The sequence below is a fragment of the Dyella sp. SG609 genome, assembly GCF_012275375.1.
Taxonomy (GTDB): Bacteria; Pseudomonadota; Gammaproteobacteria; order Xanthomonadales; family Rhodanobacteraceae; genus Dyella_D; species Dyella_D marensis.
The window spans coordinates 193,399-217,857 of the sequence record NZ_JAAZQJ010000004.1 but is presented as its reverse complement, the minus strand read 5'-3'; the positions used below and the strand labels follow the sequence as shown (position 1 = coordinate 217,857).

At 64.2% G+C, this 24,459-nt stretch carries 13 protein-coding genes; 4 read left to right on the top strand and 9 right to left on the bottom strand.

Going from position 1 to position 24,459, the window contains the following annotated elements:
• Positions 1-15: 15 nt before the first annotated feature.
• From FHW85_RS09505 to FHW85_RS09495, 3 genes are all read left to right on the top strand, one after another.
• Positions 16-624: a TetR/AcrR family transcriptional regulator gene (locus FHW85_RS09505; RefSeq protein ID WP_167252439.1), complete on the top strand. Its 609-nt coding sequence runs from the start codon at positions 16-18 to the stop codon at positions 622-624.
• Between the two features lie 5 nt (positions 625-629).
• The gene (locus FHW85_RS09500; protein WP_168648087.1) at positions 630-1,133 is read left to right on the top strand and encodes a gluconokinase; all 504 of its coding nucleotides are present in this window, start codon (positions 630-632) and stop codon (positions 1,131-1,133) included.
• A gap of 379 nt (positions 1,134-1,512) precedes the next feature.
• Positions 1,513-2,247, top strand: a complete 735-nt coding sequence (locus FHW85_RS09495; protein ID WP_168648086.1) for a TorF family putative porin — start codon at positions 1,513-1,515, stop codon at positions 2,245-2,247.
• Here the strand turns inward: FHW85_RS09495 and FHW85_RS09490 are convergent.
• The 4 genes from FHW85_RS09490 to FHW85_RS09475 all read right to left on the bottom strand — a co-directional run bounded on the left by FHW85_RS09490 (position 2,212) and on the right by FHW85_RS09475 (position 5,578).
• Complete coding sequence (locus FHW85_RS09490; RefSeq protein ID WP_168648085.1) at positions 2,212-2,973, bottom strand: response regulator; 762 nt, start codon at positions 2,971-2,973, stop codon at positions 2,212-2,214. The genes FHW85_RS09495 and FHW85_RS09490 overlap by 36 nt on opposite strands.
• Positions 2,973-4,025 carry an ATP-binding protein gene (locus tag FHW85_RS09485; protein ID WP_168648084.1) on the bottom strand — a complete coding sequence of 351 codons (1,053 nt, stop codon included), beginning with the start codon at positions 4,023-4,025 and terminating at the stop codon, positions 2,973-2,975. Before FHW85_RS09485 ends, FHW85_RS09490 begins: the two co-directional genes overlap by 1 nt.
• Before the next feature lie 269 nt (positions 4,026-4,294).
• On the bottom strand, positions 4,295-5,089 hold the full coding sequence (locus tag FHW85_RS09480; protein WP_168648083.1) for a nucleotidyltransferase domain-containing protein: 795 nt from the start codon (positions 5,087-5,089) through the stop codon (positions 4,295-4,297).
• A 186-nt stretch (positions 5,090-5,275) separates the two neighbouring features.
• Positions 5,276-5,578 (bottom strand): hypothetical protein, encoded by a 303-nt coding sequence (locus FHW85_RS09475; protein WP_168648082.1) that lies wholly within the window; start codon positions 5,576-5,578, stop codon positions 5,276-5,278.
• Between the two features lie 618 nt (positions 5,579-6,196).
• Here FHW85_RS09475 and FHW85_RS09470 point away from each other — a divergent pair.
• Positions 6,197-6,457, top strand: a complete 261-nt coding sequence (locus FHW85_RS09470; RefSeq protein ID WP_168648081.1) for a hypothetical protein — start codon at positions 6,197-6,199, stop codon at positions 6,455-6,457.
• 6 nt (positions 6,458-6,463) lie between these two features.
• On the opposite strand, the gene FHW85_RS09465 is transcribed toward FHW85_RS09470, so the two are convergent.
• From FHW85_RS09465 to FHW85_RS09440, 5 genes are all read right to left on the bottom strand, one after another.
• Positions 6,464-7,837 carry a TonB family protein gene (locus FHW85_RS09465; protein WP_168648080.1) on the bottom strand — a complete coding sequence of 458 codons (1,374 nt, stop codon included), beginning with the start codon at positions 7,835-7,837 and terminating at the stop codon, positions 6,464-6,466.
• 231 nt (positions 7,838-8,068) lie between these two features.
• Positions 8,069-8,572, bottom strand: coding sequence for a hypothetical protein (locus FHW85_RS09460; protein WP_168648079.1), 504 nt, complete (start codon positions 8,570-8,572; stop codon positions 8,069-8,071).
• A 103-nt stretch (positions 8,573-8,675) separates the two neighbouring features.
• Positions 8,676-9,353, bottom strand: a complete 678-nt coding sequence (gene cdiI / locus FHW85_RS09455; protein WP_167252448.1) for a ribonuclease toxin immunity protein CdiI — start codon at positions 9,351-9,353, stop codon at positions 8,676-8,678.
• 410 nt (positions 9,354-9,763) lie between these two features.
• Positions 9,764-10,123 (bottom strand): hypothetical protein, encoded by a 360-nt coding sequence (locus FHW85_RS09445; RefSeq protein ID WP_167252450.1) that lies wholly within the window; start codon positions 10,121-10,123, stop codon positions 9,764-9,766.
• The gene (locus FHW85_RS09440; protein ID WP_168648078.1) at positions 10,120-24,279 is read right to left on the bottom strand and encodes a putative Ig domain-containing protein; all 14,160 of its coding nucleotides are present in this window, start codon (positions 24,277-24,279) and stop codon (positions 10,120-10,122) included. The genes FHW85_RS09445 and FHW85_RS09440 overlap by 4 nt, the downstream gene beginning before the upstream one ends.
• Positions 24,280-24,459 lie beyond the last annotated feature (180 nt).

Here is a 24,459-nt window from a genome sequence, read left to right as displayed (position 1 = left end):
TGCTAGGATCGCCCCATGGCACGTAAACGACTGACCCGCGAAGAAAGCCGCGACCAGACCAACCAGCGTCTGCTCGAAGCGGCCGCCCATGTGATCGCCAGGAAAGGCTTCGCCGCCGCCAGCGTCGAGGACATCGCCGCGCACGCCGGCTATACCCGCGGCGCGTTCTATTCCAACTTCAAGAGCAAGGCCGAGCTGTTCATCGCCCTGCTCAGCCAGGACCATCAGTGCGTGCAGCAGGATCTGCAGAAGATCCTCGACGCCCCGCTGTCCATCGCGGACATGCAGGCGCAGATCTCGCAGTACTACCTGCAGGTCTACCGCGACGAAAAGAATTTCATCCTGTGGGCCGAAGCCCGCGTGCTGGCCCTGCGCGACGCCAAGTTCCGCGCGCGCCTCAATGCCTATTGCCTGGAAAAGCGCGACGATATCGCTTCGATCATCGAGCAGTTCTACAAGATGATGGGCACGGAGCCACCCGCTCCGCCGAAGGATCTTGCGTTCGGCACCATGGCCTTGATCGACGGCATGCGCTTCTTCAACGAGACGATCCCGAAGGAGCTGACGGACGAGGCGGCGATGCATGTGCTTGGGGTGATGTTTAATTCGACGTTCTTCAAGTAATCGCCATGACGGCGATGCCTGCCGTAGTGGTGATGGGCGTGGCCGGTTGCGGCAAGTCCACGGTGGGCATTGCGCTGTGCGAACGTGTTGGCGCGCGCATGATCGAGGGCGACGCGTTTCATCCGGAAAGCAATATTCGCAAGATGAGTGCGGGCATTCCGCTGGACGATGCGGACCGCGCGGGGTGGTTGGCGCGGCTTGGCGAGGAGTTGGCCAAAGCGGTGGCCGGTGGCGAAACCGTGGTGCTGGCTTGCTCGGCGTTGAAGCGGCGCTATCGGGACATGCTGCGGGCGGCGGTGCCTGAGCTGGGATTTGTGTATCTCGAGTTGACGCCGGATGAGGCCCGAGAGCGGGTGGCGCATCGTCGTGGGCATTTCATGCCGGCGACGTTGATCGAGAGTCAGTTTCGGGATCTGGAATCACCGCACAACGAGCAGCACGTGTTGTCGGTGCGCGCGACTGCTCCTTTGGAAGCGATCGTCGAAAATATCGCCGCCTGGTGGTGCTGACAGCCCCATAGAAAGAACCCCTTCTCCCCTCCGGGGAGCACGCGGGGAGCGCACAGGGATGTGCGCGGTTTTGAGGAGCGAGGAAGGTGGCGGCAGCCGGATGAGGGGTCGCTCTAGCCACGGCCTTGCTACGAAGTGAGGAAAAAGCTCTTAGGCTTTCCTGACCCTCAGCTCACGACTCCGCCCGGCCCCTCACCCCAGCCCTCTCCCCGGAGGGGAGAGGGGAGCAAAGGCGGGCGGCTCGCGAGAATTCTTGATGCGGTCTTGATATCCGCCGCCAAAATCCACCGCCGTCTTTAGACGGCCATTCCTAGCATCCGCAGCAGTTTCCACTCGGTGCGCAAGCCCGCTCGCGCACCGCTTCCTGCGGATGATCACGATGAACCACGTTTCTTCTCTCGCGCTGGCCGTGCTGCTAGCCGGCGCCGCCACGCAAACCCATGCGCAAGATGCCAGCGCATGGCAGGCCACCTTCAACGCTGGCGCGCAATCCGATTATGTTTTCCGCGGCATCAGCCAGACCAACGAGCGCCCCTCCGGCTTCGCCGGCGCCGACGTCACCTACGACAAGCAGTGGTATCTGGGCGCGTGGACGTCGAACATCGACTTCTCGCCTTCCGGCGACACCCGCACCAGCCAGGAGATCGATCTCTACGGCGGCTGGCGCCCTACCGTTGCGGGCATCAACTTCGACCTCGGCTACATCTACTACGGCTACCGCCACCAGCCCCGCGGCCTGCGCGAGTCGTACGCGGAAACCTATCTGCGGGCCTCGCGCATCTTCGGCCCGGTCACCCTAGGCGTGGCCGCCTATCACTCCCCCAACTTCCCAGGCATCTCCAGGCGCGCCACCTACGGCGAGGCCAACATCAGCTACGCCATCGACGCCACCTGGCGCGCCTCCGCCGCCTGGGGTCGCCAATCCATCGCCCACGCCACTGTCCACGAAGACGGCAGCGCCAGCCGCTTCGCCTACAACACCTGGAACCTCGGCCTGACCTGGGCCATCAACGACCACACTTCGCTCGATCTGCGCTACTGGGATACCAGCGCGCATGGCTCCGGCGATATCTACGGTTCACGCGTGGTGGCGGGCGTCAAGGCGACGTTCTAGCGGAGGCATGGCGGGCACGGTGTCTTCGCGCCGGATGCCCGCCAGCCGATAACCCACCTGCAGCTCGGTAATCAGATGGCAAGGACGTGCCGGATCGTGTTCCAGCTTCTGGCGCAGGTTGTTCATGTAGACGCGGACGTAGTGGGGCCGGTCGGCATACCCCGGCCCCCATACGGCCAGCAGCAGCTGTCGATACGTGAGCACCTTGCCATGGCCGCGGATCAGCGCCGCGAGCAGACGGAATTCGATGGGCGTGAGGTGGACTGGTGTGCCGTGGCGTTGCACTTCGTAAGTGGCGAGATCAACTGCCACTTCGCCGAAGTGGACAGTCGACAGCTCCGCTCCATGCTGCGCAACAAGGCTTGCCCGGCGCAGATGTGCACGCACGCGTGCAATCAGCTCCGCCACGCCGAATGGCTTCGCCAGATAATCGTCGGCGCCGGCTTCCAGCGCCGCCACCTTCTCCTGCTCATGCTCACGCGCCGACAGCACCAGCACCGGTGCGCTGGACCAGCCGCGCAGGTCGAGTATGAAGTCCTTGCCGTCGCCATCGGGCAGGCCCAGGTCGAGAACGACGACTTGCGGTTGCCGAGTGGCAGCGGCGATCCGGGCATCCCACACATTGCCCGCTTCGAACACCGCCATCCCTTCGCGCTCCAAGGCCATGCGCACGAAGCGGCGGATATCCGGCTCGTCCTCCACCATCAGGATGCGTGGCCGGTTCATCAGTCACGTTCCCGTTCGATAGAGGGCGGGCACCGCAAAGGCAGGCGTATCTCGAAGCGGGCGCCGGCGGGAAGCCCCGGGACAGCATGCATCGCACCACCGTGGGCTTCCACGATGCGCCTGCATAGCGCCAGACCCAGCCCCGAGCCACCGATGGATGACTCGCGCGCGCCACGCGTGAATGGCTGGAACAGCGCTTCAGGCGCAATGCCAGGTGGCAAGCCGGGGCCGTCATCCTGCACATGCACGACTAACGCCCCGCCCACCACGCCAGCGCCAATCTCGATCGTCGCGTCATACGGCGTGTACTTGGCCGCGTTATCCAGCAGGTTGATCAGCACACGCTCGAACAGGCAGGCATCCAGCTCCACCAATGGCAACGCCGGTTGCATAACAACACGAATCTTTCGCTCGCCAAGCCCCACCACTGCCGCCAACGCACACTCGACCACCTCGCCGATCGCCTGCCACTCCAGCTGCAGCCGCACGCCCTGCTCCTGCATCCGCGCCATATCCAGCAGATTGCCCACCTGCCGATGCAGCGCATCCGCCTGCTGGCGAATGGCACGCGCCACCTCGGCTTGCCTTCGATCCGGCGATTCCAGCGTCTCGGCCAGGCCACGTATCGCGGTGAGCGGCGTCTTCAGATCATGCGAAACCGCAGCCAGCAAGGCATGCCGCAGCCGCTCCCCTTCCACCCGCAACCGCGCTTCGCGCGCGAGCTCCGCACTGCGGCCGGTGACGAACGCCACCGCCACGGTGAGCGCGAAGGTGAACAGGTATTGCGCATCCGATACATGGAAGGAATAAACCGGCGGCACGAAGAAAAAATCGAAACTGAGCACACCCACCAGCGCCGCCGCGGCGCCGGCCAGCTTGCCCCAGTGCAATGCCACCAGCACCACGGTGAACAGGAACAGCGCGACCACGTTGGAGAGGTCGAACACTCGCAGCAGCAGGCCAGCCGCCACGGTGGCGAGTGCGCAGGCGACCACGGCGGAAAGCAGGCCGCGCAACGATGAGCGGGGCGTCCGCGCGAGGATGGAATGCATGCCGCCATTGTGGCGGCGGCGCGCATAAAGAAGCGGTATGCGCTAAACCGAAGCGCGTATAGAAGGCATAAAGAAAGCCCTCCCTACTCGTCATCCCGGCGCAGGCCGGGATCCAGTAGCGAGGCGGCGCATCCAGGGGAATGCGTCCAACGTTTTTGCCCCTGAAGTTCTTCGCGACAATCTGGCCATGCCGCCACTGGATCCCGGCCTACGCCGGGATGACGATGGGGCCGAACCGGCGCAACACAGGGCGCCGCGTCGCCGTCCCCTTACCGCCCCTTCTGCAAAACCAATTCCTCTTCATGCCCCGCCCACAGCGGCCCACCGGCACGATCGAGTATCCCCACCGCCAACGCCATGAATTCCTCGAAATCCCCGGCCACCGCCTTCGCATAAGCCTGCGCAACCTTCGCCGACATCTCCTGGACGATCGCCTCCCCATACCGCACCGCCCACTTCCCCCGATGCCGCCACGTCCGGCTCGACAAAAACAGCAACTGCAGCAATGACGGATACACCCCGGTCGCCACCATCAAGGCCTCCGCCGGCACCAGCCCGCCGGAGAGATCCAGCAACTGCGTAGTGACGAAGTGGCGCAGCGTATCGATCAGCTTCGGATCGGCCCCCCCGGGCCCCGCTGCAAACGCTGCGATAAAGCGGCGCTTGATCTCTTCCGCTTGCCCGTGCGAATCCACCAGCACCTCGCCATGCGCGACCGGCAACAGCACCGTCGCATTCCCGTGCCGGCGCGAGAAATGGATAATCGGGTCGATCCCGTCCGCACCGAAGATATGGGCCTCGATCGGCACGCCGTCGAACATCAGGCAGCGGCTGCGCAGCGCCGTGCTTTCGGGGAGCACTACGACCAGGTCGAGGTCCGAGTGTGGGCGAAAGTTATCGCTGAAGGCGGAGCCAAAGCCGTAGGCGGCGATGGCGTCGGGGTGGTGGTGCTGGATGAATTGGCGGGAGAGAGCCAGGGCTTCGGTACGGGAAAGCTGCCCTTTTGCTACAGACTCGGATGCGCCCGGGTAGGCGGCCTGGAAGAGACGGTCAATTACTGGCATGCAATTCGTGGCCCTGGGAAATGCGAGGCAAGTTAAGCACTCCCACGCCATTTTGTCCGCCCCGGTTGTAACACGGCGTAGGTTGGGGTGAGCCGCAGGCGAACCCCAACATGTCAAGCGTCCCTCAACGTTGGGGTTCGCCTGCGGCTCACCCCAACCTACGCCAGCCGTTGACGATGGCCATCGCTATGGCGGAGAACTCGGGTTTTCCGGCTCCTCCTGCACCTCCAACCACTGCATCCGCAAATGCGCCTGCGCCGCACACCTTGCGCCCATATCGATAAACACCCCGATCCCCTCCAGCATCACGGGCAAGCGCTTCGTATCGATATCGCGGTCCTCTTGCACCAAATCCGCCAGAACCCGAATCGAGTGATAGGCGTACTGCAACCACTCCGTCGCATCGTTCAACAAAGCATCCGGCCCCGCTTCCGGGTCGGAATAATAAACAGCGTTACGCACGATCCACGGTTCGCCAAACATATCCATAAGCAACTCCTTGCTAAGCACCGCGCCCCGCCGCGTAAAACGGCGCGCCGCCAGACAGCACGACGCGCCGCCGACCTTACGGGCTCGGGGTTTACCGGCGGCCCCTGGAGGGGGCGCCGGGCGGCTTGATTGAGGAAGTGGGTTGCGGCGTCAGAGGTTTTCGCCGTCGCGCAAGGCGACGTGCCGGGTAAGACGGCTCGGATTCTTTCCTACGAAAACTCTTAAACCGCGGTTCTTCAACCGCGTCCGCGCAGTCGTCGGACGGCCCGGATGGCCGGTGGGTGTGTCGCCCTGGGGATCGGCGAGCGTGCGAATCCCGTATGATCTGGCACAGCCATGATCAACTCCTGGTTAGTTGGTGATGGTCAGCGGGTCGTAGGAGTTGCACCTCCTGCGACCCGCGCTTCTCACAGCAATTGCTGCCATGGCTGCTCGCGACGCGCCTTGAAAACACACCGCGAGCAACGCCTGCGAAACTATCAAATCGATTTTGGGTTGTCTGTAGGGGCACCCATGCGTTGTGCCCAATTGGCACCATTTACAGACATATCCGATGGCATTGCAGGGTTGACGTGAAGCAGGAACGCATGTCCTGCACCGCCTTGAACGACCTCACAGATGAAGAGCCACAAGGAAGCCAGCGATACCGCCGGCAGCAATGGCGACGCATCTCGTGGCGCCGGCAAAGAGATAGACGCCGCCCAGGCTCATGGGGATAGCTATCAAGCCGAGCGGGGCGACCAGGCCCATATAAATCGCCGTCAGTTACATCGTCCCGATCTGTTCGTCAGGCTTCGTAGCAACGGTCACAATCCCCTTGATGCGCGCAGCTTTTGGAAAAGCGGTCGCGCCATCCCAACTACCTTCGGCCCCTTATGAAAAGCTTCAATGCGGAGCACGCGCGGCGTGATGCGCCAGCCAGTCGCGCGCCGCCGATTCGCCTTCCGCCACCTGCGCGGGCGTGGCGTGCTGGTGAGCCGTTTCGAGGTGATCGGAGCATTGCTGGTCGCCGCCGGCCAGGCAGATCGAAAACCACTGAAGAGCCTTGGCATAGTCGGCGGGAACCTCGACATTCTGCTCATAGATCAACCCAAGGCTGTACTGCGCCGGCGCCAGCCCCGCTTCCGCCGCCTTCTCGAACAGCGGAATCGCCGCCCGGCGGTTTGGCAGCACACTCTGTCCCTTGACGTACATCAGGCCCAGATTGAACGATGCCACCGGCTGCCCCTGCCGCGCCGCCTGCTGGAACCAGTCGAAAGCGGCCTTCTCGTCGGCAGGCACGCCCAGCCCCTGCTGATACAAATAGCCGAGGCTCGTCTGCGCATTCGGATTGCCCGCAGCCGCGGACTTCCGGTACCAGGAAAGAGCCTCCTGATAATCCTGCGCGACCACGATGCCGTGCTCATAGAACCGCCCGACCGCATGCTGCGCGGCAGCCATGTTCTGCCTGGCCGCCTTCATGTAGAGCTCGAACGCCTGCTTCGGGTCTTTCGAAACATGCCACCCGCTTTCGTAAAGCTGGCCGAGCTTGTATTGCCCTACCGGGTTACCGGCATCGGCGGACTTGCGGAACCAGTCGACCGCGGCGGAAGGATCCTTGTCGACCCCATAACCGGTCTCGTAAATGGCTCCAACCAGGTATTGAGCAAGCGTGTCGCCATGCGACGCGCGCTCGATCAGCGCAGCGCGCTGATCCGGCTGCTGCTTCGACAGGACGAACAGCTTGCCGTCCTCCAGCGCGGGCAGCTTGGCGGCATCGGTATGGTCCAGGCGTTGCTTCGCCTCATCGTCACCCGCGACCGCCGCCAGCAGCAGGCGATTGGCTTCAAAGCGATCCGCCTGATCACCACCGCCGGCCTGCGCGCTGCTGCCGGCGGCAGCGGGCGCATTGGCATGAAAGTCCACCGGCACCCGCGCCCAGCCGGCCACCGGCACGCCGTCTTTCGCAGCGGGTATGAAGCGCCAATGCTTCGCCACGCTCACTGCGCTGGCATCGAGATCCGCATAGCCGCTGCTGCGTTCCACTTTGACCTCACCGGTACTGCCATCGGCCTGCACCAGAACCAGCAGCAGCACTTTCCCGAAGTGCCCGGCCTGGGCGGCACCCGGCGGGAAACGCGGCGGAAACTGCGCGTTGTAAGTGAGGTCCTGCGCCACGGCATGCGTTGGCGGCAGGCCGTTCTGCGCACTGGTCAGTACCGGCGCGCAAAGCGCGAGCCACAAACCAACCGCCCTCAATGCCGGGCCACTCCGATGCATGGTTTCCCCTTGAGAATCCACAGACGTCCCATCTGTTCGACATGATTCGCGGGAAGTGCGGCGGCGATGCACTGCCTTCGCACTCCCGATCCCTGGTCAGGCCGGACCTTGCGTCCGGCTGTCGATTTTCTATCGAGGGGTATCGGGGCTGTCAAGGAAGGGCGTGGGTTCGCAAGCTATTGCGGGGTTGGATGCAGCGACATGGCATGTGCTCGGTGCAGCGGTAATCATCTAGCTCTGAGGCATTAGATCCCGGCCCTTTCGAAAGAACCAGCCCCACAGAAACATCTGGACAAGAAGCGACACAGCAGATGTGACGAGCCAGAAGTTTGCAAGAAAAGCGAAGAAGAAAAATAGGCCGGTCAGGAAGTATAAAAAGTATTCTACGCCTCGCGCCTTATCGCCTACAAAGGACGCATATCGCTGCCTTGCGTACAATGACATTGCAAAAGACGGGACAAGAAAAAACACTGCGACAGCAACTCCTACGCCGCCGCAAGAATCCCGTTCGGCAGCGCAGAGTCCCAAGTCATCAATCCATGACATAAAGCCGTGCCCGGCAGCCAAGAATGCCAGGACGCTCGCCAATGTATAGAGAGACATCGCCAGATGCATAGCGGTCCAACATGCCGCCCGCAAGCTTCGATCAGACACATTGCCGTGCACGCCGAAACGAGAGTTCCACAGAAAGAACCAGCCTGTCCCGGCGACTACACGATCAAAGAAGCGGATCACACGAATGCCCCAAGTTATTGACCACCATTTCTATACGTCCACCATCCGATAAGAAACGGGCGGTAGAACAACCGGCCTTACTGGCATTGTCCTCCGTATCCCCTCATCGCTTTAGCGCGATGCTCCTTGTCGAATAATCTTGCGGGTTAGCTCTTACTGACTCAGCCAAGTCATCCAGGAACTCACCGTCGGCTTGCGCTCTCTGAGCATCCTCGACAGAAAGGGGAATGTTCAATTCATACATCCCAGCCCGCCCACAAAGAACTGACAGGATGAATGCATCATGCTCATCTCGATAGCAGGTGTACGAAAACCTCTTCTGTGCCACCACTGTTAGAACCATATCCCCAAAAAAAGGGCCGGAGGTAGTTAAACGAAAAGACGGCTCTTTAACTACCTCCGGCCCTTTATCGGACCTTATCGAATGCCCCCTTAAAGATGCCTCCTCCATAATCCCTTCTAGCTGCGACTTATCTTCTGGATGTAAGAGCACATACTTGTCGCAAGCCTCATGAAGAAATTTTGACAGATCCTCCTCTGTTAGCAATTTCTCGCTATCCATCAACCCAACCTTCACTCCACTGAAGTGGTACTCAGGACTCGGATCGGAATCGTCAGGGAAAAAACAGTAATCCTCATTAACACCACAACCCTTCCTTTCCAAAATCAACGGAAGAGCCCAAAGGAAACGACCTTGGAAATAAATTGAGTTGAAGAACTCTTTAACGATCCAATCTGGATCCGTCCTTGAGTCGACTTTTTCAAAGATGTCGCCGCCCATACCGCTCACCGTGGATGAAAATTAGTTATGAGTCCCCAAAAATGGCCGGAGGTAGTTAAATGAGCAGACGGCTCTTTAACTACCTCCAGCCCTTTATCGGCCTGTCGTCGGTGGCGTAGCTCATCAACCTCTCCGTGCGTGACATCGGTAGCAGATCATCGCGCTACCGATGTCACGTGCTCGTCGTGGGCCGCCGATTCAGCCGACATAGCCAGATTCGACCGAGGCCAGGAACCCAACAGGTCCTCGGTGCGGCCTTCGGCGACCAGCTCTAGTGCAGTCTTGCCGCCAAACGTCGCGATCGGCTCCTGCAGCCAGGCAACAGCTCGATCGTGGTCGCGCGATATCCCCTCGATTACAGCGAGAACATCAATCAGCTGATGCCTTAGAGACATCAATATCCAGTAGCCTTAGTAGTCGGACCTCCGCTCTCCAACCTGTCCAAATTTGTCGATTCGCGCCACTCGTAAGCCCGATGGGAGAAGCCTCTCTCGGACTAGCTTTTCAATGAGCTCATCGCCCAAGTCCATGCCATTTCCCCGGGCACTTATTCGGACCCAGAACGGCCGGTCCGAATGATCCTGGTCATCGGAAAGCATGACCTTAACCTCAACCTGATCGGTTTCGCCAAGAAAATAGCGCTCTTCCACATAATGGCTACCAAAACGCTCTTCATAAGACGCAACACCAAGCAGCGGAAATATCTTCGCTGCCAGCGTAGCCATCGTCTCTTCCGGCACCGAGGCCATTAACAGATTCACATGCTTCATTGCGGCTTAACCAAAATAGCAGGAGTTGACGGAAGCGCGCCCGGTTTCCAGGCGGCGGGGGATACTGGCCTACCAAGTATCTCACTCCATTTTTGACTCCATGCGTCAAGATTGGGATAGGCATCGATCATGCGATCAGGGTGTATGAAGTTCGGCTGGTTCTTGAATGCAGACACCACATCCGAACTTTCGACAAAAAGATCAATGTCGCTTGATGGACCAAATGGCTGTCCAAACGTCGGGCTTCGCGGATTGCTGCCAAAGCCGGTGACTGAGCTTCCTCGCACACCAACAGTCGCATCGTTAAATCCATTCTCAGCCATCGCATCTATAAGCTCTTGCGAAGCAGCGTGGAATTGGGTCTCAGATTCAAACCCAAGTGGAACGCTCCTAGTGGCCCCATTGATCGGCACGCCAGTAAGTCCCGTGTTTGGAACTGGAGGTGTACTGTTTGGAACAGCTTCCGGTGCCTCAGGCATCTCGCCTGGGGCTTCTGGGCCCGGGAGAGTATCGACGCTGCCAGCCGAACCACGCAAGTTATCGAGCAAGCCTCCTACCGACTTGCCCACATCTCCGGCCAGGCTACCAACATCACGTCCTAGGATTGGCGCAATGGAAACCGCTCCCTTGGCGAGATAGCCGATACCAGCGCCAGCCACTTTGCCTCCTACTATTCCGACAACCCCCTGCTCGACGCTGTCGGGCATAAAGGTCTGATAGAAGGAGTATTTAATGCCCCCCCAAACAAAAGCGGCCTGATTGCCGTCATGAAGATCTTGGGCTCCTTCGTCCGCCAGTTCGTTGCGAACGATTTCATTGAATCCATGAATTTGATCGTCCGCCTGGCTGAGCCAGGATGGATTGCCCTGTGAAAATACGTTCGACGGGTTGAGATTGACCACCGTTGCGGGCGATTCGTCTTGTGACGCAAACGTTTCTGCCGACTGATAGGCAGGCAATGTGTAGTCGAGCGGATGCAAAGAGTAAACGGGACCACCTTGATAGTCCGCTGGCCCAACACCGAGTAAATCTCCCTGATAGCCGCCGTAAGGAATTGCGCTCATAGCGGTACTACCGACGCTGTTATTGCCTGGCGCTATGAAATTGCTCAGCTCCGAGCCACCAGACTGGCTAGATGACTCCAAAGCCGCTGCGGCCCACACATCCTGCTGACTCTGCAGATTGATATGGCTAACGTCAGGATCTGACCACGAATTCATGGCCCCAACGGTCATAGCGCTTGCCAATGTACTCCCAAGCTGCGTCGCCTCTGCCTGCGCCTGCTGCGCCTCCTGCACCGCCTGCTGATACTGCCCCTGATACTGCGCATACTCCGCATTAGCCTGCGCCTGCGCATCGTTCGCCTGCGTCACCTGCTCATTCGACACCGCAATCTGCTGCACCGACGCCGCTATCTGCTGCTCCGAATCCGCAATCTGCTGGTCATCCAGCGCAATCTGCTGCTCATACGGCGAGGGATCGTCCGACGTGGTGTCACCGCTGTTATCGGCAGCGTCATTGCTGCCGGTTTCATCGGTGCTACCCGTATCGCCCGAACCCCAATCATCGGCGCCCCAATCGTTGCCGTAAGAACCATAGTCATACGACGACCCGGTGTCGTAATTGCCGCCGAAGTAATTGCCGAAACCGCCCCAGCCATCGTCGGAGCTGCCCCAGCCATCATCGCCGCCCGAGCTGTCGTCGAAGTTCAGGTCGCCGCTGATATCGATGCCGTCGTCGGCAGGAATCGGCGGGATATACGAGGAGTTGAACGGGTTGGTGACGGTATTGCCACCCCCGCCGGATCCGAACAGCCCGGCAATCGCATTGCCAGGATTCGCCGCATCCGCTGCAGCCTGGTCCGCCTGCTGCTCGGCCTCCTTCTGCCTCGCATCGTCCTCCGCCTGCTGCGCAGCCTGCTTCGCCGCCAACGCCACCTGCACCGCGGCTTGCGCCGACGCCGCCTGCGCCGCCGCCATCTGCGCCGCCGCGGCCGCCTTCGCCGCGGCCTGCTGCGCCGCCAGCGCCGCCGCCTGCTGCGCGGCCCACTGCTGCGCGGCCTGCTCGATCTGCGCCACCGTCTTGGCCAAGGCCGACTGCTGGCTCAGCTGCGCCTCGATCGACAAAGCCACCGCCTGCCCGGCCGTATCGAACGCCGCCGCGCCGCCGCCCAGCAAGGTGCCCTGCGAGTACGGCTGGAAGTTGTCGTAGGCATTGGTGCTGGTGGTGACCTGCGGAATGCGCAGCACCATGCCCAGCGGCAGGGTGCTGTCGATCGACAGGCCATTGGCTTCGGCCAGGATGTAGTCGTAGTTGCTGTTGCCGTACACCGCCATGGCGATGGAGCGCAGCGTGTCACCCGCACGCACGGTGTAGTTCTGCGCACCCTGTGTGCTGTTGCTGTAGCCGCCGGTGGTGCTGAGCACGTTGATGGCGCCGGCCGTATCCACGCTGCCCAGCTGCTGTTCGTTCACCGACTCGTAAGTGGTGGTGACGGTGCCGCTGCTGGTGGTGGTGCTCTGCTGCGCCATCTGGCCGCCGGCGGTGTAGGCCATCACCTGGGTCTGGCTGGTGCCGTTGACGGTGCCGGTGGTTTTGCTCAGTTCGCCCAGGTCGTTATAGGTGTTCACCGTGGGCTGGTTGACGGTGCCGCCGCCGCTGATCAGCGTGGGCGTGGTGCTGGCGAGCAGCAGGCCGTTCTGCTTGATGTAGGCGTTCTGGTAGCCGATGGTGCCGCTCACCGGGCTGCCGTTGACCACCGTGGAGACGCTGCCGGTGGTGACGCGGTAGCCGAGCGCATTGCCATCGGCGTCGTAGCCATAGCCGGCGCCGGCCGCCGCGTAGTTCTTCTCGGTGGCCAGGTACAGCGAGCCTGCCGTGGCGCCGCTGGGTGCGCTCGGCGCGGTGGTGTCCTGGTAGCTCGTGGCGACGTTGTTGCCGTACTGGTTGATCAGCGCCTGCGCGCCTTCCTCGGCGTATTCGCTCTGGTCGACCAGTTCGCCGTCGGCGTTGTAGCTGTAGAAGGTGTCGGTGGCGACCCAGCCGGCGTCGTTGAAGGTGACCACGTTGCCGTTGAGCGTGCCTGCGCCCTGGTGGCCCGGCAGGTTCCAGGTGACGTCGCTGCTGAGGCGGCCGTCCAGGTCGTAGCTGCGCGTTTCGTAGGTAGCGAAGGTGGAGCTGCCCGGCGCCTCGTTCTGGATCATGGTCAGCTGATTCAGCGCGTCGTAGCTGTTGCGCTGGGTGGTGTACTGGCCGGCGCTCTGCTCCGTCGTATAGGTCACCACGTTGCCCGCCGCGTCGTAGGCGTTGGACGCGGAGTTGGTGGCCGTGGTCATCAGGATCTGGCCGTTCTGCAGCGCGCCGTTCGCCACCACCACGCGGTTGTCGGCGTCGTAGGTGTACCAGTCGGCGACAACGTTGGGCGTGGTGGCCTGGGTGGCTTGCGCGGTCTGAACCGACATCATTTCCGGCGCCGGGCTGGATGCGCCCGCGCTCATGGTCTGCGCGGACAAGGTGCCGATGCCGGTCAGGATCTGGATGCGCAGAGGCACGCTCACAGACAGACTGTCTGCAGGGTCCCAAGCCACGACGCTGCACGAGTAGGCCTGCTTCAACGCGCTTGCCGGCACATTGGCGGTGATCACGCCGGAAGGGCTCATTTCAACGCCGGGCGGCTTGTTGCCCTGGAGGTTGTAAGAAAGCGGACGCCCCATAGGATTGCTGAAAGCGCCGGCGGGTACGGTCCAGGTTTCCGAATCACCCGCGTTGAAGGTGATGCCGGTGGGCATGCCTCCGTTGTATACCGGGGCCGAAGCCGCGCCCACGGTGATGGTAAACGTCGTCGACGCCACCGTATTCGCCGTCGACGTGGCGGTATACGTCACCGTCCACGTCCCTGCCGTCGTCGGCGTACCGCTGAAGATGCGCGACGAAGGATCGAAGCTGATCCCCGGCGGCAGATTGCTCGCGCTGTAGCTGATGGCATAGCCGTTGGCGTCAGTGGCGGTCGGGGCCTGGTACGAATTCATCACCACGCTGGCCGTGCCACTGAGATTGCTCACGCCACCGGTGAACACCGGCGTCACCGCCGGCACCGTGATGGTGAACGTCTGCGACGCCGTGGTCCCCGCGCTCGACGTCGCCGTATACGTCACCGTATACGTGCCCGCCGTGGTCAGCGAACCGCTGAAGGTACGCGTGGACGCATTGAAGCTGATCCCCGACGGCAGACCGCTGGCGCTGTAGCTCACCGTATAGCCATTGGCATCCGTCGCCGTCGGTGCCTGGTAGCTGAGCGAGCCGCCAGGCTGCACCGTCTGGTTGGTCATGCCACCGGTGAACGCCGGCGCCACCGCCGGCACGGTGATGTTAAAGCTGGTGCTGACGCTGGTGCCGGAAGTCGACGTCGCCTTGTAGGTGATGGCATACGTGGCCGCCGCGATGGAACTGATAGTGCCGCTGATCGTCCGCGTCGAAGCATTGAAGGTCAGGCCCGCCGGCAAACCCGTGGCGGTATAGGTGACGGCTTCGCCGTTGTTATCCGTGGCCGCTGGCGCCGTATAGCTCATCCCCGCGCCCGGCTGCACCGTCTGGTTGCTGACGGCACCGCTGAACACCGGCGCCACCGCCTGCACCGCCACTGCAACCGTCGTGCTGACCGTATGCCCCAGCGCATCCGTCGCCACCACCGTGATGGTGCTGCTGCCCACCGCGGTCGGCACCGGCGGCGTACCGGTAAAGGTCTGCGACGTCGCGTTGAAGCTCAGCCAGCTCGGCATGCCGCTCACGGCATAGCTCAGGCCCATGCCCAGCGCATCGTTGAAATTGCCGCCGATGGCGTAGTTCAGCGCCGTACCGGGCGGCACGCTCTGCGCCGTGAGCGCCGTCGTCAGCGTCGGCCCGCCGGTGGTGAGCGGAATCGGCGTCGCCGCCGCGCCATTGGGGCCCGCAGCATTCGCCGTGAACACCGCGCGGCGATTGCCCGCGGCGTCGTAGACATACACGCTGCGCATGGTCGCCACCGTGCCGGCGGCGTTCTCGACGGTCACTTCCTGCACGCGGTTGTGGCTGTCGTAGCCGATAAGCGTCTGATTGCCGACCGCCGTGCCGCCGCCATCCTGCGTGGCGACCGTGGCACGCACCACGTTGCCGTTGGCGTCGTAGCTGTAGGTGTAGTTCGAAGTAGCACCGTTGACCACTTCATTGAGGCTGGCCACCTGGCCGTCCGCCTCGTAGGTAAAGGTCAGCGTGGAGGTGGTGCTGCCGGCCGGCCCGGTCGGCGACCAGTTGCTGGTCTCGGTCGCCAGCAGGCCGGTGGTGGCGTTGTAGGTGTAGTTGTAGGTGGCGCCGCTTTCGTCGACGTGGCTCTGCACGCGGCCGAAGGCGTCGTAGACCCAGCTCTGGCTGTTGCCGTTGGCATCCACCTGGTGGATCAGGTAGCCGTTGACGTCGTAGCCGTAGGTCTTGGACTGGCTGTTGGCATGCTGCAGGGCCGTCTGGCTGCTCAGCACGCGCTTCTGGCCGTCGTAGGTGTAGTAGCTGCTGTTGCCTAGCGCGTCGGTGACCTGGATGCGGTCGCCGTTGGCATCGAGCACCAGCGTCTGCTGGGTAACCATGCTGCGCGCGGTGCCCGCACCGTTGAGCTGGAAGTAGCCCTGCCCCGTCACCTGGTTGAGATTGTCGTAGCTGGTGAAGGTGATCTGCGCCACCGTGCCGGTGGCCGTCTGCGCCGGCGGCGTCTGCTGGGCCACGGCGCGGCCCAGCGCGTCGTAGGCGGTATAGGTGCGGTTGCCCACGCCATCCTGCGCCATGGTCAGGTGGCCGGCGCTGTCGTAGGTCTTCCACAGCCACACGCCGTTCTCGTCCTTGCTTCCCATCAGCTCGCCGTTGGCGTTGTAGGCGCTGACGGTGGTGGAGCTGGTGTTGGCGTAGTTGCCCTGCGCGGACACCACCAGGGTGCTGGCCTCGGTGGTCTGGAACAGGCGGTCCTGGTCGTCGTAGGTGTAGGTAGTGGTATTGCCGTTGGCATCGGTGCTGCTGATGACATTGCCCCAGCGGTCGTAGCCATAGCTGCTGTGCGCGGTATTGGCGCCGCTGGTGGCATTGGTGGCTGGCAACAGGCGAGTGACGACGCGGCCGCTCAGGTCCAGCGTGCTGGTGGTGGCCTGGCCCGATGCGCTATCGGAAATCAGGTGACCGGCCAGGTCGTAGCTCATGGTGTGGACGACGCCGGTCTTGCTGTCCGTGGACGTCAGCAGCTGGCCGGCGGCGTTGTAGGTGTAGCTCAGCTCGTAGCCGTTGTTGTCGCCCTTGGCCGAGATCTCGCCGAAGGCATTGCGCTGCTGCTGCGTGTAGCTGTCGTAGGTTGCCGTGCCGCTGCGCTGCACGGTGGTGCTGAGCAGCTGGTCGTTGCCGTCGTAGGTGTTGGTGGTGGTGACGGTGGTGGAACCGGTCAGCGTGTAGCTGTCGGTGCGCAGGTTGCCATTGGCATCGTAGGTCTTGCTGTGGCGCGTGCCGTCGGCATCGGTGGACGAGGTCATCCGGCCCGCCGCGTCGAAGACGGCCAGGCTCTGCTGCGACAGTCCGCCGGCGGCCACGGTGGTGCTCAGCGCATGGCCCTGCGCGTCGTACACGTAGCTGGTGACGGGGCTGACCGAGGTATACAGCGAGGCGGTGGTGAGATCCCAGCCGGGGTTGCTCTGCAGCAGCGCCGCCCAGTTGCTGACCAGCGCCTGGCACGCCGGATCGGTCACCGTCGCCACGCGGCCCAGCGCGTCGTAGGTGGTGGTGGTGACAATGCCGTTGACCGACTTGCTCAGCACGCGGCCTTCGCCGTCGTAGGTATAGCTGGTGACGCTGGCGCTGATCGCGTCGGTCGGGTTGCCGCTGCTGAGCGCACCCTGGGTCGCACCGTTGCTGGTGACATAGCCCACGTCGCCGGTCAGCGTCTGACTCAGCACGCGGCCGATCGCATCGTAGGCGTAGGTGGTGACGCGGTTGTCGCCGGTGGTCTGGTTGCCCGCCGGCGGCAGCGCCGGCATGGTCGACGTGCTTAGGCCGCTCGCACTGATCGCCTGCGCATAGTCCGTACGCGTGGCGACTTCGCCGAACGCGTCGTAGGCGGTGGTGGTGACATAGCCCTGCGGGCTCGTATAGCTGCCGGTGGGCGTCACCACCATCACCACACGGTGCAGTGCGTCGTAATAGGTGTTGGTGGTCGCCCATACCGCTGGCGAGCTGGTGCCGCCCACCGTCAAGGCCGGCTGCAGCAGCACCGCGCTGGTGACCAGGTTGCCGTAGGCGTCGTAAGTATAGACGGTGGTTGGCGCGGCAGTGGCGCTCTGCCCCGCCAGCGGCCCCATGCCCAGCGTCATCGAAATGGCGGCTTGCGCTACCTGGGTCTTCTGGTTCCACTGGTCGTAGGTGGTGGTGGTGATGCGGTCGCCGCTGGAAGTGCTTGAGTTGAAATGATTCGGCGTGACCGGCTGCCCGGCCGTCCAGCTGCCGCCCAGCCCGGCGAAGGGCGCGGCGTGCTGCGCGGCGCTGACCGCATTGCCGTAAGCGTCGTAGCTCCACGAGGTGATGCCGCCCGCGCCATCGATGGCGCCGATCAGGCGGCCGTCGTTGTCGTAGACGCGGTAGTCGTAGTTGCCGTTCGCGTCCTTGCTCACCACCTGATCGCCGAAGGCATCGTAGGTGGCGGTGCTGACGCCGCTCATCGCGTCCGTGGTCTGCACCCGGTGCCCCGCGGCATCGTAGGCGTAATGCACGGTGCTGACCGCGGTGATCGCGGTCGGTGCGGTGCCATAGCCTTGGGTAACGCTGGTCGCTTCGCCGAACGTGTCGTAAGCGGTGGTGGTGTAGAGATACTGGTTCGCGGCGCTCTGCAGGGCGCCGCCGGTGTTGTAACTGCCCACCGTCACCGCGGGGCTGCCGGTCTGCACCAGGCGGCCTGTGGTGTCGTAGCTGTAGGTCCACGCCGCGCCGTCGCGGTTGGTGGCGCCGGTCTTCAGCCCGCGGCCGTCGTAGCTGTAGGTGGCATTGACGCCCAGCGCATCGCCGGTGCTGAGCACGTTGCCGCGCGTGTCGTAGGTGGTGGTGCTGACGCGGGCACCGGTGGCGCCGCCCGCGGCTGCCACGGCGGCGGCAATGGTTGCCGCGGTGATGCTCGCCGGCACCGTGATCGCATGCGCGTACTGCTGCACCGAAACCGTGCGGCCAAAGGCGTCGTAACCGTTCTGGGTGACGTCGCCGAGCGCGTCGACGTGATAGATCTCGCGGCTGTCCGCGTCGTAGACCGAACTGGTGATCTGCATGCCCGCAGCCGGCGCGCCCGCCACCGCGCTGGCCACACTCGCCGTGTTCAACTGCGCGCTGAGCGGCTGGCTGGTGCTCAACGCCAACGTGTTGGCATAAGCGATCCGCGCAACTATGTTGCCGTTGGCGTCGTAGCGCTGCTCGGTGACGGCGCCCACCGTGCCGCCCTGGTTCTGGCGCACGGTGAAGCGCTGGCGGCCGGCGCTGTCGTAGAGATAGAGCGTGGCCTGGGCGTTGGCATCGGTATTGCCCGCGGCGCTTACCGCGCTGGCCACCTGCGCGAGCGTTCCCGGCACGCCCGCCACCGCATTCGCATAGCCCAGCACTTCGGTGACGCGGCCGGCCGCGTCGTAGCGGGTTTCCTTGACGTTGCCCATCGCGTCGATGGCGTAGCGCTGCTCGCCGGCCGCGTCGTACACCGCGTAGCTGTGGCGATCGTAGTTGCTGGCGGTGAGCAGGCCATGGATCTGCGTATCGGTCGGCGCATTGCCCAGGCCGGCGAGCTGTGCTGGCGTCAGCGCGTTGATATAGGCCGTGGTCGCGGTCACGCGGCCGTTGGCGTCGTAGCTGGTCTGCGTCACTGCGCCCGTGGCGCCGACGGCGTACAGCTGCCGCCCTAGGCCGTCATATGCCGCATAGCTGCTGCGATCGGCGGCACTGGTGGTCACCACCGCCGCGACCTGCGCCGCCGTCGGCGCACTGCCGAGCGCGGCGAGCTGCGCAGTGGTCAAGGCTGTTGCGTAAGCGATGCTGCGCGTGACGTTGCCGTTGGCATCGAACACGCGCTGGGTAACGCCGCCCGTGCCGTCGATCTGGTAGACCGCCTCGCCATTGGCATCGTAGGCGCTCCAGCTCTGCAGGTCGCTGCTGCCGGCCGTGATGTATGAAGCAACGGCAGTCGAGGTCGCCGTGGGGCTGATGCTGCCGGTCGACAGCGGCGCGGCATAGCGGCGCACCTGGCTGACTTGGCCGTCCGCGTTGTAGCTGTACTGCGTAGCGTTGAGCGTGGTGCCGGACAGCGCGTAGGCCACCTGGCCGTCGGCGTTGTAGACGCTCTGCTGATAGCTGTCGCTGGCGGTATTGGTGACATCGGCCGCCACGGCGGCCAGGGTCGGCGCCGCACCTAGCGCGCTGAGCTGGTTCGCCGTCAGCAGCGTGGCGTAGCCGCGCGTGGTGGTGAGGCGGCCGTCGGCGTCGTACCACATGCGAGTGACGGCGCCGGTGGGATCGATGGTGAAGACCTTCTCGCCCGCCTCGTCGTAGACATAACGCGTCACGTTGCCGCCGGCGTCGGTGACGCTGAGCAGATGGTTGTCGCCGTCGTAGGTGTAGCGCGTGCTCAGGGCGAGGTTCGACGGATCGTCGATCTTCTGCGTCAGGCGGCCGAGGTTGTCGTAGACGTACTGAGTGGCAGCGGCGGCGGACGTGCCCGCGCCGTGCGTCACCGTCAGCACGTTGCCGGCGCCGTCGTAGCTGTAGGTGGTGGTGATGTTGAGCTTGCCGCTGCCGGCGTCCTGCACCTGGGTGAGCGTGTTGCCGTCGGCGTCGTAGCTGTAAGTGGTGACCGTGCCCAGCGGGTCGGTGACTCTGAGGCGGCGGCCTTCGCCGTCGTAGGCATAGGTGGTGACCGCGCTGCCCGGGTCGACGGTCTGCGTCAGCACGCGCCCGGCGGCGTCGTAGGTGTAGCTCACATCCTTGTAGGAGAAATTGCTGCCGACGGCGTAGGCGGTCTGGCTCAGGTTGCCGTCGAGGTCGTAGTGGTTGGTGCGGACATTGCCCAGCGCGTCCGTGGTGGTGAGCAGGCGGCCGTCGGCGTCGTAGGTCGAGGTGGTGACGTTGCCGGCGCCGTCGGTCACGGTGAGCGTGTCGCCGAACGGATCCTTGGTCACCACGGTGTGGATGCCGCCCGGGGTGATGATGGTGGTGGTCAGCCCGGTCGGGTCGTACTGATAGGTAGTGGTGTTGCCCACCCCATCCACCGCGGTAAGCACGCGGCCGATGGCGTCGTACGTAGTCTGCGTGGTGCGCACCTGGCCCTGCACGGTCTGGCTGCTGCCGACCTGGCGGCCCAGCGGGTCGTAGCTGTAGGTGACCACGTTGTTGTTGGCGTCGGTGCGGCTGGTGACGCGGCCGAAGGCATCGTAGGTGGCCGAGCTGGCCTGGGTCGCGGCGCCGCCCACGCCATCGGCTTCCTGTACGCGCTCGCCGCGCGCATCGTAGACGTACTGCGTGACCGTGCTGTTGGAACCGCTGAGCGCGCTGCCGGCGCCGCTCAGCTGGCGGGTGACCTGGCTGACGTCGCCGAACGCGTCGTAAGCGGTGGCGGTGTGGTAGCCGTCGCCGCTGGTGACCATCACCACGTTGCCATCGGCGTCGTAAGTGGTGCTCACCTGCTGGTTGGGATCGGCCGCGCTGGCGGGCAGCGCCGCGACCGCCGCCGCCACGTCCGCCGTGCTGGCGGCATTGGCATTGAGTGTGGTGCCGCTGCTGCTGCCGCTGGTGACCAGGCTCAGCAGACTTGCGTAGGCCGTGCTTGCGGTGACCTGGCCGAAGGCGTTGTAGGTGTAAGCCGTGACGCTGGCCAGCGCATTGAGCGTGCTGCCGCTGGATTGCCCCTGCACGGTGTAGGCGAGGCGCTCGTCGCTACCGTAGTAGTACCAGGTGATATTGCCAGCGGCGTCCCTGGACTGGGTCTTCTGGCCCAGCGTGTTGTAGGTGTAGCCGGCGAAGGCATTGACCGGATCCGTGGTGCTGACCAGATCGCCGTAGCCGTCGTACACGGTGATGGTCGAACGCTCCGCCGTCAGCGCCACGCCCGAGGTGGTCAGCTTGATCCGCGCCTGGCGGCCGGCGCTGTCGTAGGAGTACTGCGTGTAAGTGGTTTCCGCGCCGTTGATGGCATCGACTTCCGCCAGGCGGCCGTCGGCATCGTAGAAGCGCTGCACCTGCTGCAGGGCGGAACCCGCGGACTGGCCCGCCGCGGCGGCAGCGGCGACCAGGTCGCTATAGCCCGGATGGGCGGGCAGCACGGCAATCTGCGCCGCAGTCAGCGGCTGCGCATAGCGCATGTCGCTTTCCATGCGCACGGCGGTGGGATAGGACGCCGTGGTCAGCTCCTGATAGCTGCGCACCGTCAGATAGCCGGCCGGGTCGATGCTGCCGACCAGCTGGTTCTCGCGGTCGTAGTAGTTGCGGGTGATCTGGTCCGTACTGCTGCTCGTCACCACGGCCTGCAGCGAAGCTAGCGTTGGCGCCGTACCCAGGCCGCTGCGCTGGCTCGGCGTGAGCGCGGTGGCGTATGCGGTGACCAGCACCGCATTGCCGCTGTTGTCGTAGCTGGTGATGGTGACGTAGCCCGCTGCGTCGATGCTGGCAACTGTGCGGCCGTCGGCGTCGTAGACGGTCTGCGCGAGACGGTCGGCACTGTTGCTGGCCAGTACGGCGTTCAAGGCCGACAGCGTCGGCGGCGTGCCAAGACCCGCGCGCTGCGTGGCGGTGAGCGGCGTGGCATAGGCCAGGCTGCTCAGCGCGCGGCCGGCACCGTCGTAGCTGACGGTGACCACGTTGCCCAGGCCGTCGATGCTCGCCACCGCGCGGCCGGCGCTGTCGTACACGCTGTCGGCGATGCGGTCGTCCGCGCTGCCGCTCGGCACCGGCAAGGCCGCGGGCAGGCTTGCCGTCAATGCGCCGCCGCTGATCCAGCCGCTGGTGCTGACCGGCGTGGCGTAGTCGGTGGTGCGTACGACACGGCCATCGGCGTCGTAGGCGTAAGCCGTCACCGCGCCCGTGGCATCCACCGTGCCGGTGACGCGGCCATCCGCGTCATAGAAGGTGAAGCTGCCGTTGCCGGCCGGGTCGATGGTGGCGACGGACTGCCCCGCCGCGTTGTACAGGTAACTGGTGACGCGGCTGGGCTGCCCCGTCGCCGCCTGCGTGCGGCTGACCAGCTGGCCCGCGCTGTTGCGCACTTCGGTAGTGACCAGGCCATTCGCCTGGTGGATGGCCAGCGTGTTCTGGCTGTCGCTGTAGGTGTAGCTGGTGACGTAGCCCAGAGCATCGGTGCTACCGATCAGCCGGCCCATGCCGTCGTAGGCGTAGCTGGTGGTGGCCAGGGACGAGCGATCGGTACCGCTGCGACGGATCGTCTGCAGCAGGCGGCCGCTGGCGTCGTAGGTGTAGCTGGTCTGCACCGCGTCGTAGGCGATATTGCCGCCCTGCATGGCGCCGGTGCCATCCGCGGCCAGCGTGCCCCAGACCGTGCTGGAGGCCAGCTGGCCGCGCACGTCGTAGCTGTAGTCGGTGCGCGTGGCCTGCGCCAGCGTGTTCTGCACCGGGCTGCTCGCCACCCAGGCCTGCAGGTTCGCCAGGCTGGGCGGGTTGGCGGGCGTGGCGGCGCTGGTGTCGTAGGAAGCGCCGAGGTACGTCCGCGTCGTGCTCAGCTCGCTGAGGCCGGCGGCCGACACGGTGTAGTCGTGTTCCGTCACGGCGCCCAGCGGATCGACGGTGAAGTTGAGACGGTCGCCGGCGTCGTAGACGTAATAGGTGGTCTGCGCGCCCGAAGGCGCCACGTAGCCGCCCTGCCCCGGCGTGCCTTGCGCGGCGACGGCGTAGACGGTCTTGCTGGTGACCTGGTTGTCGGCGTTGTAGGTATAGCTCACCGCGTGGCCGGTGGCATCGGTGACGCTCAGCAGGTTGCCGTTCGCGTCGTAGCTGTACCGCGTGGCCGCGCCGTTCGCATCCACCGACTGCAGCAGATTGCCGCTGGCGTCGTAGCTGTAATGCGTGGCGGGACTGGCGCCGTTGACGCTGGGCGCGGTCACCTGCGTGAGCTGGCCGGCGGCGTTGTAGCCGTAGGTCCACGCCTGGCCGAGCGCATTGCTCACCGTGGTGGTGTCGCCGTTCAAGTCGTAGCTGAAGTTGACCGTCTGCGCGGCCGCGCCGGTACCGGTGGTCGCGCTGGCGACGCGGTACACGCCCTGGCTGTCCTGCGCATAGGTGTAGCTGGCCACCGTGCCGTCGCTCTGCGTCACCGACGCCACGCGGTCGCTGCCGCCGTCGTAGCCGTAGGTGGTGGTGTAGCTGGCGGAGCTGGAGCTGTTGGTGTCGGAGGCGAGCGTGGTGGTGACGGTGCCGAGGCGGCCCTGCGCGTCGTAGGTATAGCTCACTTCCTGGCGCGTCACGGCCGCAGTCTGGCCCGGCGGCACTTCGGTGACGGAGATGCTGCCCAGGCGGCCGTTGCCGTCATAGCCGAGCGTCAGCACGTCGCCATCGCTGGCGGTGATCGTGGTGAGCTGGTTGCCGTTGTAGCCGAAGCTGTAGCTGGCGCCGCTCTCGGGGGAGCTCAGCCCCGTCAGCTGGCCGGCGGCGTTGTAGGTCTCCTGCTGGCGGCTGGCGCCATCGGTGCGGGTCCAGCTGGAGCTGGCGGCATTCCAGGTGAGCGTGTCGACGCTGCCGCTCTGTCCCGTGCTGAGGTAGGCGCCGGCGCTGGCGTTGTAGGCGTAGCTCATCATGGAGCCGTCATCCGCCACGCGCGACACCGTGCTGCCTGCCGTGTTCACCGTCCCGGCCAGCCCGCCGATGCTGCGGCTGAAACCGAACAGCCAGCCCTGGCTGCCGCCGCCGGGACTCAAGCTGTTGTAGGTGCGCAGCTGGTTCAGCGGCAGGTCGTCGAACAGCAGGCCCTGATCCTGCCCCTGCAGCACCAGGTTGCCGTTGGCGGCATTGACGTACTGGCGCGATTGCGCCTGCCCCAGATTCGATGCGCCTCCTTGCGCCTGGCCCAGCTGCGTCAGCGAGGTATTGCCCAGCCCCAGACCATTTCCTGCAATCACGGCAACCATGAAGTCTTCCTGGATGTTCGAACGAAGAATGCGCGGACCGTTTTTCAGTCCGTCCTTCTGTCTCAATCCAGGAATGCGGGGAAAAGTTTAGGGTGAATTTGCGTGATGACGCGAAGTATTTTCTTGCGTTATTTTCTTGCGCCGTAAATAAAAACGCTTGAGCTGCAGTGCATGGTCCAA

Bases quoted from the DNA above. Each gene is read 5' to 3' on its own strand.
- FHW85_RS09505 (WP_167252439.1), top strand. From the start codon at position 16: ATGGCACGTAAACGACTGACCCGCGAAGAAAGCCGCGACCAGACCAAC.
- FHW85_RS09500 (WP_168648087.1), top strand. From the start codon at position 630: ATGACGGCGATGCCTGCCGTAGTGGTGATGGGCGTGGCCGGTTGCGGC.
- FHW85_RS09495 (WP_168648086.1), top strand. From the start codon at position 1,513: ATGAACCACGTTTCTTCTCTCGCGCTGGCCGTGCTGCTAGCCGGCGCC.
- FHW85_RS09490 (WP_168648085.1), bottom strand. From the start codon at position 2,973: ATGAACCGGCCACGCATCCTGATGGTGGAGGACGAGCCGGATATCCGC.
- FHW85_RS09485 (WP_168648084.1), bottom strand. From the start codon at position 4,025: ATGCATTCCATCCTCGCGCGGACGCCCCGCTCATCGTTGCGCGGCCTG.
- FHW85_RS09480 (WP_168648083.1), bottom strand. From the start codon at position 5,089: ATGCCAGTAATTGACCGTCTCTTCCAGGCCGCCTACCCGGGCGCATCC.
- FHW85_RS09475 (WP_168648082.1), bottom strand. From the start codon at position 5,578: ATGGATATGTTTGGCGAACCGTGGATCGTGCGTAACGCTGTTTATTAT.
- FHW85_RS09470 (WP_168648081.1), top strand. From the start codon at position 6,197: ATGAAGAGCCACAAGGAAGCCAGCGATACCGCCGGCAGCAATGGCGAC.
- FHW85_RS09465 (WP_168648080.1), bottom strand. From the start codon at position 7,837: ATGCATCGGAGTGGCCCGGCATTGAGGGCGGTTGGTTTGTGGCTCGCG.
- cdiI (WP_167252448.1), bottom strand. From the start codon at position 9,353: ATGGGCGGCGACATCTTTGAAAAAGTCGACTCAAGGACGGATCCAGAT.
- FHW85_RS09445 (WP_167252450.1), bottom strand. From the start codon at position 10,123: ATGAAGCATGTGAATCTGTTAATGGCCTCGGTGCCGGAAGAGACGATG.
- FHW85_RS09440 (WP_168648078.1), bottom strand. From the start codon at position 24,279: ATGGTTGCCGTGATTGCAGGAAATGGTCTGGGGCTGGGCAATACCTCG.